We start from the raw sequence: 12716 nt of genomic DNA, 5'->3' as shown, positions 1-12716 counted from the left end.
CTGGCATTTTTACATTAATAATCTTCTGAATCATCCATGAAACCGTAAGAAACAGCCCATTTATTAGCGATTTTTAGAAAGTCAATATATAGATAAGCAGTTTCACCATTTTTACCTGTAATATGTAAAATAGATGTACCTTCTGCTAATGGTGTAACATTTACTTGCTTATCCTTTATTGTAGCTTTCACAGTTGCTGGCTCAGAATTAAATTTTTCTAAGGCAACATGTGTTGGTTCAAACGATAGATAGCTACTTGAAATCGTTAACTCATCTGTAACTTGATACAAATCAATACTACGCACGAAATCATATGTATCGACAATAGCAGCCATTGTTTGTTGTTGAGTACCGTTAGTGAAAGTAAGCATATACTGCCCATTTTTAAAGATAGAAAGTGTAGCAGAGTTATTCGTTGATTTAAAATTATATAATTCAGGAGATAAGGCTTGACCATCTGCAGTTTGAATACTTACATTAGTAGGAACAAATTTTAAATTACTTTCCTTTAAATTGAACGGTAAGTTTTCTGCATAATCCTCTTCTTTCACTTTTTGAAGTGTTGTTTGTAGCTTCCCGTTTACATTCTTCACATTTACTAAGTAAAAGACATCCAAAAATTCTTCAGTATCTTCTTTGAAGCCCGTAATAACTAATTTTCCCGTGCCTTCTTTTAGCGGTTTAATTGTAATGGACTCTGTCATATAATCTTCTTCATCTTCAACCCATGTAAAGATATCCTCTGCAGGCTTAATGCCGCCATAAGAAGCATAGATATAGTCTTGCTTAAATTGACTAGCAAAAACTGTGACGTTGCCTTGAGCTTTTTCAGCACGTACAACAAAAAGTGCTAATTGGGAGCGTTTTACATTAGTTTGTGGTCCAAAGGTAGTAGGGGTTGTACCTTTTGTGATGGTGTTGGCAAAAAGCGTTTTTATATATGGTTCGTATTCACTGCCTTCATTGACATCATAGAAAGGAATGTTAATGCCGTTTGTAATTGGTAATTTAAAACCTTTCACAATCATTTTTGACATTTGTCCACGTGTAATATTTTTAGTTGGGTTGAAATAGCCATTGGTTCCGCTAATAATACCTGCATTTGCTAAAGCAGCAATCGCACCATAATTTGCATCGCCAGGTTTTATATCCTTAAAATTAGGATTTTTCACATGAACCGTATCAAGCTTTAAAATACCAGCTAAAATTTTTGCAGCTTGTGTACGAGTAATTGAATTCTCAGGTTTAAATGTGCCATCAGGGTAGCCTGATATAATGCCGCGTTGAGCTAAGTTAATAATAGCTTGACCTTCCTCACTTGACACATTTTTTACATCAGAGAATCCCGATGCAGCATGTGCTGGGGGTGCAATGACAATAGCGCTTGTTGCTAGTGCTGATGCCATAGCGATGTGATAAAAACGATTGCTCTTCAAATAAATTTCCTCCAAAGTACATAAAAAAATTTTATAGCTAGGACCTACCTATTACAACGGGCTGAATGTAATAGGTTGGAATCTCCATGAATTGTTAAATTATTGTTATTTAACATTTAGGATTAACTACAATACTTTATTTATATCAAAATGACGAAGATGAGAATAGAGGGAATTTTATGATGTTAAAAATTAACATGGATAAAATACTTGTTCATCAACATGAATGAATAGTATTTCTGACTCGACTGGTGTGCTTTTAAGGCCGAACAATGAGCTGTTTAGGGATAGGGGATTTGTCTCTGATCTATCGTACCAATCAATAAAATATGTATTAACAAATGTCATCTCGACTTTTGGTGGTGAGATAAAAGTTGGGTGAAATATATATAAATGATTAATTTTCAATGTTCCATAATGTAAAAATGAGTAGTTATTTTTCTGAATGGTAATATTTATCTATTAGTGTTGGATTTTCGCTAATGGTATTAGGACAAATTGAGTAATTCTTTATGATTTACAGAAATATTATTTAATGAGATAAATTTAACTATAAATTATAAATATACGCTAATATACGCTTTTTAGTCCTTTGTATAGGACTTTATATCTTTTTTTATTTAAAATTAATAATTGTTGCTAAAGGAATTTTTTTGGATATAAATTACTAATTTTATAATAGTTTTTAACGTAAAAATAGTAGTAACTATCCATATAAATTCCATAAAATAGTTGAAAAGGTGTTTTAATCTATGATATTGTAAATGATATAGATGAATGTTAACTTCTTTCAGCGTGGGTCCAAACATCTGTACCTGACGTTACGCTTTTGGTACAAAAGACATCCGCTGAAATATAGGAACTCAGTCTAAAAAGGCCGCGTCCTGTGGCAACAACTGAGTGACTAATATCGTGTTGTAGCTGCCGCTACGTTGACACTACGCTTTCGCACAGACAAAACACGTTGCTGCCGCTACGTTGACACTACGCTTTCGCGCAAAAATTATTTGTTGCCCTAAAGCCTCCGGACGCAATTATGCCGAGGCATAATTGATGAACAACGCAGTCTTATCGAAGAAGGAGGGAGTCACATAATGCTTGGACATTGCGTATGTGGCAGAAAATATGCTAAGAAAAGTGACGTTAAGTATTGATGAAGTTGAAGCCAATGATATTTTAGCTGAAGATATTTTTTCTGATTATCGTTTATTAGCTAAAAAAGATCTAGTTTTAACGGAGCGGATTATTGTCTTACTTAAACTTAGAAAAGTAGACGAACTATCTGTATATTTACCAACTGATTCAGTCCGAATTGTTCATGATTTGAGTGTTCAGCGTACAAGAGATTACGAGGATGTATTTGCACCTCTGATGGATAAAAAGGATGAGGTAGATGAGTATAAAGATACGGTAAAAAATCTTTTTATGACTACATTAGAGAATGTTGTGCATGAATTGCGCTATGGTCAAATTTTAAAAAGCACCCAAGATACTGCTTATGTACGAGGTATTTTTGAACAAATTTTTGAAAAAAAACATCGCTATGAATTACTCATGAGATTAAAAGAATGGGATGAGTATTCTTTTGTTCATTCATTTGATGTTTTCGTTTTAGGTACAATTTTTGCGCGTTATTTAGGTTTAACCGATATTGAAACGCTAGCAAGGGGCTATTTGTTCCACGATATTGGGAAGGTATTTATCCCGCAAGACATATTAAATTTAAAACGAAAATTATCAGAAGATGAGTTTGACATTGTTAAAACTCATACGACTAAAGGTTATGAGTTGCTCATAGAAAATGGGGAAGACGATATTGCCTATTTAGCACGTGATCATCATGAACGTTTTGCCGGTAAAGGTTATCCAAATCAGCTTTGTGAGGATGATATGTGTGAGGGGGTTCAATTACTGCAAATTATAGATGTTTATTCCGCTATGACATCAAAGCGTGTATATCATTCGGGATATGCTGCAACAGATGCATTAGCTGTTTTATATCGTGATCGACATTTATATAACGAGAAATTTATGCATAAATTTGTAGAGTGCCTAGGGATTTATCCTGTCAACTCAGTCGTTCAATTATCGGATAATCGAAGTGCACAAGTAGAACTTGTCTATGATTTATTCCCAACGTTACCTAAAGTTAAATTGCTGGATGAACAAAAGTCAATGATTTTACCTTTAAACTATAGTGTGAAAATTGCGAAAATGATTGATTACCGTGCTAACAGCTTTGAAGAAATTTTTAACTTATTTATAGAACAATTAATTCGCTGTGACGAAAATAGCTTAAGAGTCTATTTTAATAAATTAATAGATCATTTACATCCTAAAGAAATTATTTTAAAAATATTTTTACCTGCCTTTCGAATTCTACGTTTATTAACAAGAGAAATTCAAACGGACATGACAAAATACAGGAATTCTATTAATATATTAAAGAAACTATTAGAAGATCAATTACATGTATTGTATATGGATTATCAGCATGAGAAAACAACTATATTAGTTGTGGAAACTTCACTTCGTGAAAATTTCTTCATAAAACTTGTGCAAAGTATTTTGTATATTGATAAAATTGTGCCGTTTTTTATTAATCCAGATGATGAACGGCGCATTACGCAATTAATGGAACATTGTAACGTAAATATAGCTTACTTTATTGGAGATGAGCTTACAGTCGATAAGAGAGTTCGCCCAATGGGAGAAGGAACATTCCTTTTTTATTCGCTTGTAGATATTGAAGAATTACTTATTAGCTTAGTAGGCATGGAAATGAAAAGGTTTTCATTTGAGGAGAAGATGCAAGAGCGTTTGTTTTCATTGTTAAAAACATAAAATAAGAGGGAGTCGCTTAAAATGCGACTCCCTCTTTATATACTGATGAATTTTAGAATTGAAGATGTTTTTCGATGTATGCTTTAACATCTGTAATTGGCATACGAACTTGAGACATTGAATCGCGATGACGCACTGTAACTTGACCATCTTCTTTTGAGTCGAAGTCATACGTGATACAGAATGGTGTACCAATTTCATCTTGACGACGGTAACGTTTACCAATTGATTGTGACTCGTCAAAATCAACTGGGAATGATTTACGAAGCTCTGCCCAAACATCAGTAGCTTCATCTGAAAGCTTTTTAGAAAGTGGTAGGACTGCAGCTTTAAATGGTGCTAGAGCAGGGTGGAAGCGTAAAACTGTACGCTTATCATCGCCTTCAAGCTCTTCCTCGTCATAAGCATCGCAAAGGAATGCTAATGTTACACGGTCTGCACCTAAAGAAGGCTCGATACAATATGGAACATAACGTTCGTTTGATACTGGGTCAATGTAAGTGAAATCTTCACCAGAATGCTCCATATGCTGTTTTAAATCGAAATCCGTGCGATCTGCTACGCCCCATAGTTCGCCCCAACCGAATGGGAATTTAAATTCAATATCAGTTGTAGCATTTGAGTAGTGAGATAATTCGTCGTCCTCGTGATCACGAAGACGCATAGAATCTTCTTTCATGCCTAAATTTAACAACCAATTTTTACAAAACTCTTTCCAGTATGCGTGCCATTCAAGGTCCTCGCCAGGCTTACAGAAAAATTCAAGTTCCATTTGTTCAAATTCACGCGTACGGAAAGTGAAGTTACCTGGTGTAATTTCGTTACGGAATGATTTACCGATTTGTGCAATACCGAATGGTGTACGTTTACGCATTGAACGTTGTACGTTTTTAAAGTTCACAAAAATACCTTGTGCTGTTTCTGGGCGTAAATAAATTTCATTAGTAGAAGATTCTGTTACACCTTGGAATGTTTTAAACATTAAATTAAATTGACGAATATCTGTGAAATCAGCTTTACCACAATCCGGGCACACTACGTCATACTTAATCATCGTTTCTTTCATTTGATCAAATGTCATACCATCGACAATGATTTCATCGCCTTTTGCTAGCGCAGCGTCCTCGATGATTTTGTCAGCACGATGGCGCGCTTTACATGCCTTACAATCAATCATTGGGTCATTAAAGTTGCCAACGTGACCAGAAGCAACCCAAGCTTTTGGGTTCATTAAAATTGCAGCATCTATCCCAACATTGTGCTCTGATTCTTGGACAAACTTTTGCCACCATGCTTTTTTAACATTGTTTTTTAATTCAACACCTAATGGACCGTAATCCCAAGTGTTTGCTAAGCCTCCGTAGATTTCAGAACCAGGGAAGACAAAGCCGCGATGCTTCGCTAAAGATACGATTGTTTCCATTGATTTGTTTGCCATAAAAATAGCCTCCTTCAAAGTTTTCACAGAGTGAACATTAATTTTGTTTAAGCGAATTTATACAATTCGCTAGAGATATTTTTTAATTTAGGTAGGACTAAATTAAAAAATAGCACCCGTCTCCGGGCACAATGAATGCCCAGGGACGAGTGCTAAAACCCGCGGTTCCACCCTGATTGTTTTAAACGCGTTGTTTAAAACCTCTTTTCAAAAAGTTAGCTCAAGGAGTGCCTTTTCTCTGTTGCTATGTAGACTTTCACCATCTTCTACTCGCTTTAAAGTGGAACAGATACTTTTTTTCCCGTCATCGCCTATATAACGCAAATCGCTCGAAAATACATTTAGAGCAAGCGTATGTGTCAATATTGTAGCATGTAGTTCTTTTCTTCGCAATAATTATTAAAATAGTATATAATAATTGAGCATAAGTATAACACTATTAGATTTGAGGCGGTGAGTCCAATCGAACTCAATAAACGTCAGGAAAACATTTTACAAATTGTGAAAGAAAACGGCCCAATCACAGGCGAACATATTGCAGAACATCTCAATCTGACAAGAGCAACTTTAAGACCAGATTTAGCAATACTCACAATGGCGGGCTTTTTAGATGCTAGACCTCGTGTTGGCTATTTCTATTCAGGTAAAAAAGCATCCGTTACATTGACGGATAGTATTAACAATTTAAAGGTGAAAGATTTTCATTCAGGACCAGTTGTTGTACCGGAAACAATGACTGTTTATGATGCGATTTGCTTCATGTTTTCAGAGGATGTTGGAACACTCTTTGTCGTAGATAAAAATGAATTTTTGACAGGGGTACTTTCTCGTAAAGATTTACTACGTACAAGTATTGGTACGCAGGATTTAAACAAAATTCCTGTACATATAATTATGACACGTATGCCAAATATTTCGTACTGTGAGAGATCAGATTCTTTAGTTGTTGCTGCGAATAAACTAATTGAACGGGAAGTTGATTCGCTACCAGTAGTAGAGCCACAAGAAGGTGGTTTGAAAATCGTTGGTCGTCTTACAAAAACGACGATTACACGAGCTTTCTTATCACTTGTACAGAATGTCTAAATATTTGAAGGAGAGCAGCATGAAAAGACTACGGGTTTTTGTTGTATCTGATTCAGTCGGTGAAACTGGTGATCAAGTAGCGAAAGCGGTTATTAGCCAGTTTCGACCTAGTTTGGAAAACACGGTTATTCGCCGTTTTCCTCATATACAATCAGAGGAGCTCATTCGGAAAATTGTATGCCTTGCAGCGAAACAGAATGCATTTATTGTGTATACGCTTGTTCGCCAGGAGATGCGATCGTTATTACATGAACTGTGTGAGCAAGAAAATGTCTATGCTGTCGACATCTTAGGGCCTGCTTTAAAAACAATGACAACATTTGTGGAAGAATTCCCATTAGAAGCACCAGGAATTGTGCACCAGCTAGATGATGATTATTTTAAAAAAATAGAGGCTATTGAATTTGCGGTAAAATATGATGATGGTAGAGATCCACGTGGTCTATTACAGGCTGATATTGTGTTAGTCGGTGTTTCACGTACCTCTAAAACACCGTTATCACAATATTTAGCACATAAACGCTATAAGGTGGCGAACGTACCTTTAGTACCAGAAGTGGAGCCACCAGAAGAACTATTACAAATAGATCCGAAAAAATGTATTGGTTTAATTATTTCTCCTGATAAATTAAACTCAATTAGAAAAGAGCGATTAATGTCTCTTGGATTGAATGATGATGCTATCTATGCGCAGCATAATCGAATATTAGAAGAAATCCAGCATTTTGAAAAAATTGTCGCTAAAATCGGTTGTAAGGTTATTGATGTGACAAACAAAGCTGTTGAAGAAACAGCGAACGTCATTATTGAGCATATCTCGAACTGTAAATAAGAAACGAATGATGATAAACCACCTCATGTAAGAGGCGGTTTTTTTGAGTCGGTTTTGAAAATAGTATAGATAAAAACTAATTTTTGTTTTATAATAATAAAATTGTGGTAAAAATATTTATTAAGAGAAAAATCCTGTTTTTTTGTCGAGAAATAAAGGATTTTTAAATCGGATAGCGAATTGTGTTTTAGAACGTAATTAAAGATGGTGATGAATGTGGCAGGGAAGATTCCTGAAGAAGTGATTGAACAGATTCGCTCACAATCGGAGATTGTTGATGTCATAAGCGAATACATGCAGCTTACAAAGCGTGGGCGCAATTGGTTTGGGCTCTGTCCATTTCATGGAGAACAAACGCCATCTTTTTCTGTGTCATCAGACAAACAAATTTTTCATTGCTTTGGTTGTGGTGCAGGCGGTAATGCTATTACTTTTGTTATGGATATAGAAGGTATTTCTTTTCCTGACGCTGTCGTGAAACTTGGTGAACGTGTTGGCATACAGTTAGATATTGGGCCAAGTTTACCTGAAGTAACGAAAAAGGTATCTAAAGCGGAAGAAAGGATGAAAGAAGCTCACGCTTTTGCAGCAGATTTTTTTCATCATTTACTGTTAAATACTGAAGATGGTGAAGAACCTTTAAATTATTTGCTAGAAAGAGGATTTACAAGGGAACTTATAGAATCTAATAGCATTGGATGGTCTCTTCCAAGCTTTGATGCATTAACGATATTGCTTGAAAGAAAAGGTTATAACTTACAAGAAATCGCGGAAAGTGGTTTAGTAATCAAGCGTGAAGGGGAAGAACGCTATTTTGATCGTTTTAGAGGGCGTATTATGTTTCCCATTCGTGATGAGAACGGTAAGATTATAGCGTTCTCAGGACGAATCCTTGCATCAACTGGTGAAGAGGCAAAATATTTAAATAGTCCAGAATCACCAATTTTTCAAAAGAGTGAAGTGCTATATAACCTAGATAAAGCACGAACCTCGATTAGAAAAAATCGTCAAGTAGTATTGATGGAAGGATTTATGGATGTTTTAGCAGCAACCTCTGTGGGTGTAACGAATGCTGTAGCAACAATGGGCACTTCGCTTACGAATCAGCATATCACAAAGCTAAAGCGCTTAGTAGAGCAGATTACGATTTGCTATGACGGTGATAATGCTGGGTTTGATGCGGCGAAAAGAGCGGCACAGTTACTTCAAACGGAACGTATGAAAGTCAATATTGCGGTGTTACCAGATAAGCTAGATCCCGATGAATACATTCAAAGTTTAGGTGGACAAGCATTTAAAGAACAAATTTTGGAAAACCCTCATGCGTATATTGCTTTTATGATGATGCATGCTAGACGAAATAAGAACTTTCAGTTTGAAAATGATACGCTTCAATATATTCAAGAAGTTCTTGAGCAACTGGTAGGTAGATCATCACCAGTTGAACGAGATTTGTATATAAGACAGCTATCGAATGAAACAAACATCTCGGAAGAAGCGATTTATGCTCAATTCCGAAAGCTAGAGGCAAGTCAGGTTCGTTCTGCAAAAGTAGAAATGCCTGTTCAAACGCCTTCGATGCCGGTCACTCAGCAACATAAGCCTATGGACGCAGCTGAACGTGCCGAACGTTTATTACTGGCTCATATGCTTCATAATATAGATGTAGTGGACAGGGTATTACGTAGTGAGCAAAAAGATCCATTTGTACGAGATGCCTATATGGCAGTTTTTGTTCGCTTAGTGGGGTTTTATGAGGAATATGGTCATCCTGATTATCAGCGTTTTGTTGAGATATTAGATGACCCTGAATTACGCAAGATTGTAATGGAAGCGGCTTTAGCGGAACGAGATCCCGACCAAGCAGATGCAGAGGTCACAGACTCAATACGTCAGCTGCAAAAATATAGAATTGAGCAAGAAATTCAACAAAAGATGCATGAGTCAAAGGAAGCGGAGAAGATGCATGAGTATGCGCGTGCACTTGAAATCGCCCAACAGATTATTCATTTAAGAAAATCGTTATCGGCGATTTAACCCGATTCGGTTGTTTAGAAGGAGGAAGGTTTATGGCGGACAAGTCAGAACGTTCAAAAGAGGTAGAAGTAGAAATTACATTAGATGAAGCAAAAAAAATACTACAAGAAAAAGCAAAAACAGAAGGTGAAATTTCTATGAAAGAAATTTCAGAGAAACTAGCGCCTTATGAATTGGAGAACGAAGAGATTTTCCACTTTGCTGAGGACCTTGAAAAGGCTAAAGACATTCAAATCATTGGGAAAGAAGAGTTTGAAGAAGAAAGCTTAATGAAAGAAGAAGCAAACGAAGAGACTTTCGATTTAAATGATTTGAGTGTACCACCAGGTGTTAAAATAAATGACCCTGTACGTATGTATTTAAAAGAAATTGGTCGAGTTGATTTACTTTCTGCCGAGCAAGAAATTGCATTAGCTGAGCGTATTGAGCAAGGTGACGAAGAAGCACGTAAACGCCTAGCTGAAGCGAACTTACGTCTTGTTGTATCGATTGCAAAGCGATATGTTGGCCGTGGAATGCTATTCCTTGATTTAATTCAAGAGGGGAATATGGGGCTTATCAAGGCTGTTGAGAAATTTGACTACCGTAAAGGTTTTAAATTCTCCACTTATGCAACATGGTGGATTCGCCAAGCGATTACACGTGCAATTGCGGACCAAGCACGTACAATTCGTATTCCAGTGCATATGGTAGAAACAATTAATAAATTAATTCGTGTACAACGCCAATTATTACAAGACTTAGGTCGTGAGCCTTCACCAGAAGAAATTGGCGAAGAAATGGATTTAACACCTGAAAAAGTACGTGAAATTTTAAAAATTGCACAAGAACCAGTATCTCTTGAAACACCAATTGGAGAAGAAGATGATTCACATTTAGGAGACTTTATTGAGGATTCTGAAGCTCAATCTCCATCTGACCATGCAGCTTATGAATTGTTAAAAGAGCAATTAGAGGATGTGTTAGATACATTAACTGACCGTGAAGAAAATGTCCTTCGCTTACGTTTCGGTTTAGATGATGGTCGCACACGTACATTAGAAGAGGTAGGGAAAGTATTTGGTGTAACGCGTGAACGTATTCGCCAAATTGAAGCTAAGGCTCTTAGAAAGTTACGTCACCCTTCTCGCAGCAAACGTTTAAAAGACTTCTTAGAATAAAGATAAAAAGTTGGGCTATCTAATTAGTAATGACTAATTGGATAGCCCTTTTTTAGGCTACTATTATATTTGCATGAAATAGGAGAATACCTGTGAATGTGAAGTAAATAGCCGCGCAAAATTTTCATTATTTTTCCCTAGAACATACTAAACATAATAGATATTTTTTCGATAAATGTTATAGCGAGTAATTAGAATGAAACAGTCTTATTATTTTTGCTACTTTATACAGATGTGTTATTAAAGGTATTAAGATAAAATTGTAATAATAACCATTATTAAGCAATGTTTGGAGTATACACTATGACAAATCCTCGAAAAAAAATAATCTTGAATGAGATTTTGTTTTGGAAGCAGAATAAGCTATTACCAGAACATTACTGTGATTTTTTAGCGGCTCTATATGCAGAGGGGACAGATGTAGAGGAGTTAGAACCAGTACATCATAAACAGGCTATATTGCCTTCAGAAAAGAGAAGGCTACTATTTATTATTGCAGGTATATGTATTGCCATGATTACACTGTTGTCTATTTATTTTACAATAGCATCCTTAATGATAATTTTAACGGTTGTTGTTGGAATAGCTGCTGTGATATTATTTCTGACAGCATTTAGAATGGCACGTAAAAATGATTTATTAGCCCCTGTTTTCCATTTGTTGGGTGCTGTTTTATTGTTTAGTATGTCTATTCGAATTTACACTACATATTTTAATGGGAATAATATTGCTTTGTTTTGCTTGATTGCAGCAAACTGCGGGGTTTGGCTTTGGTCAGGTTTAAAAATGAAGCTACTTTATTTCACGGTCTCAGGTGTCCTAGGTTTACTGGCACTGATTAGCTATTATACCATAAACTTATTATAAGAACTCATTTTGTAAAATAGTTTCGCTAACAATGACAAGAATCTGTTTGCTTTTATATAGCTTACAGATTCTTTTTTTTATCAAAATGTGATCTCGAAATTTATCCCATGTAAATTGCTGAAGACTAAAAACAATGCGAAAGCGAAGCGTCAGCAACAAAGCGCCCAGCCGGAACGGAAATCAACCATACGTTATGGTGATGAGCCATGATAATAGGACTTATTGCTATGGCTTATTCTATTAGCAAATATCAATAAGTTATTTTGATTTTCTTGGTATATGATGCGTAAAGAGAGGAAAGATAACAACATGTAAGGAAGTCGTTAAAAAGATAATAGATAGTCCAAATATTGGGGATTTCAAGACATATTTTATCCAATAGTTACAGAAATGTCGAATTTGTTACAAACAAAGGAAAACTTAGCGAATGGTCTTTTCGTTTCATGGTTAATGAAGTACAATGTTAGATGTTGACTGATTCTATATTATCATAGAAGTAGATTTACAATGAGGAGGGAAAACATATGAAAAACAATCCAGTCGTTCCTTACATCTTAATTCTTGCATTTGGTATTGGTCTTATTTTCTTCATGTCTTTAACAGGTGCAGAGAACAAAAAAGAAATTGCTGCTGAGAAAGAAGGCGGTGGCGAAAAGACAGAAGCTACTGATGATGGCGCAGCTTTAGTACAATCTTGTATTGGCTGTCACGCTGCTGACTTAACTGGTGATATGGGTCCAAATCTACACGGCAAAGATGAAGCTCGTATCGTAGATGTTTTAACAAACGGAATCCCAGGATCACCAATGACGCCTGGCATGAAAAACGAAGCGGAAGCAAAAGCAATCGCTGAGTACATTTCAACTCTAAAATAGTCTAAAAAAGTAGCTGTACTGAAAACGTTTAATCGTCATCGGTACAGCTACAATTTATTTTTCTTCATTCAGTAAATGGAAAATGGAGTTGCTCAAAATTTTTGAGTCAACTCCATTTGTTTTTTTTCACGACATCATACA

9 protein-coding genes are annotated in these 12716 nt (G+C 35.8%); 7 read left to right on the top strand and 2 right to left on the bottom strand.

Annotated features, from left to right (window positions below; all coding sequences use genetic code 11):
* Positions 1-14: 14 nt before the first annotated feature.
* On the bottom strand, positions 15-1436 hold the full coding sequence (locus ACQKOG_RS17710; RefSeq protein ID WP_370079399.1) for an S-layer homology domain-containing protein: 1422 nt from the start codon (positions 1434-1436) through the stop codon (positions 15-17).
* Positions 1437-2534: 1098 nt separating this feature from the next.
* Between ACQKOG_RS17710 and ACQKOG_RS17705 the strand changes: the two genes are divergently transcribed.
* On the top strand, positions 2535-4280 hold the full coding sequence (locus ACQKOG_RS17705; RefSeq protein WP_370079397.1) for an HD-GYP domain-containing protein: 1746 nt from the start codon (positions 2535-2537) through the stop codon (positions 4278-4280).
* A 52-nt stretch (positions 4281-4332) separates the two neighbouring features.
* Here ACQKOG_RS17705 and ACQKOG_RS17700 read toward each other — a convergent pair whose 3' ends face one another.
* Complete coding sequence (locus ACQKOG_RS17700) at positions 4333-5718, bottom strand: glycine--tRNA ligase (protein WP_370079395.1); 1386 nt, start codon at positions 5716-5718, stop codon at positions 4333-4335.
* Positions 5719-6171: 453 nt separating this feature from the next.
* Between ACQKOG_RS17700 and ACQKOG_RS17695 the strand changes: the two genes are divergently transcribed.
* From ACQKOG_RS17695 to ACQKOG_RS17670, 6 genes are all read left to right on the top strand, one after another.
* Positions 6172-6804: a helix-turn-helix transcriptional regulator gene (locus ACQKOG_RS17695; RefSeq protein WP_370079393.1), complete on the top strand. Its 633-nt coding sequence runs from the start codon at positions 6172-6174 to the stop codon at positions 6802-6804.
* Positions 6805-6823: 19 nt separating this feature from the next.
* Positions 6824-7636 (top strand): pyruvate, water dikinase regulatory protein, encoded by an 813-nt coding sequence (locus ACQKOG_RS17690; RefSeq protein WP_370079391.1) that lies wholly within the window; start codon positions 6824-6826, stop codon positions 7634-7636.
* Positions 7637-7840: 204 nt separating this feature from the next.
* Positions 7841-9673: a DNA primase gene (gene dnaG, locus ACQKOG_RS17685; RefSeq protein WP_427447678.1), complete on the top strand. Its 1833-nt coding sequence runs from the start codon at positions 7841-7843 to the stop codon at positions 9671-9673.
* Between the two features lie 32 nt (positions 9674-9705).
* A complete protein-coding gene (gene rpoD / locus ACQKOG_RS17680) occupies positions 9706-10833 on the top strand; it encodes an RNA polymerase sigma factor RpoD (RefSeq protein WP_049663796.1) in 1128 nt (375 codons plus the stop codon).
* A gap of 303 nt (positions 10834-11136) precedes the next feature.
* On the top strand, positions 11137-11700 hold the full coding sequence (locus ACQKOG_RS17675) for a hypothetical protein (RefSeq protein WP_427447676.1): 564 nt from the start codon (positions 11137-11139) through the stop codon (positions 11698-11700).
* A gap of 524 nt (positions 11701-12224) precedes the next feature.
* Complete coding sequence (locus ACQKOG_RS17670) at positions 12225-12575, top strand: c-type cytochrome (protein WP_427447674.1); 351 nt, start codon at positions 12225-12227, stop codon at positions 12573-12575.
* Positions 12576-12716: the final 141 nt, after the last annotated feature.

Origin of the sequence: Lysinibacillus sp. NPDC093216, assembly GCF_050280325.1 — a bacterium.
In the GTDB taxonomy this organism is placed as follows: Bacteria; Bacillota; Bacilli; order Bacillales_A; family Planococcaceae; genus Lysinibacillus.
This window is presented reverse-complemented; position numbering and strand designations above follow the sequence as displayed.

Excerpts from the sequence above, each read along its gene's own strand:
- ACQKOG_RS17675 (WP_427447676.1), top strand. The coding sequence starts at position 11,137 with ATGACAAATCCTCGAAAAAAAATAATCTTGAATGAGATTTTGTTTTGG.
- ACQKOG_RS17690 (WP_370079391.1), top strand. The coding sequence starts at position 6,824 with ATGAAAAGACTACGGGTTTTTGTTGTATCTGATTCAGTCGGTGAAACT.
- ACQKOG_RS17700 (WP_370079395.1), bottom strand. The coding sequence starts at position 5,718 with ATGGCAAACAAATCAATGGAAACAATCGTATCTTTAGCGAAGCATCGC.
- rpoD (WP_049663796.1), top strand. The coding sequence starts at position 9,706 with ATGGCGGACAAGTCAGAACGTTCAAAAGAGGTAGAAGTAGAAATTACA.
- dnaG (WP_427447678.1), top strand. The coding sequence starts at position 7,841 with ATGGTGATGAATGTGGCAGGGAAGATTCCTGAAGAAGTGATTGAACAG.
- ACQKOG_RS17670 (WP_427447674.1), top strand. The coding sequence starts at position 12,225 with ATGAAAAACAATCCAGTCGTTCCTTACATCTTAATTCTTGCATTTGGT.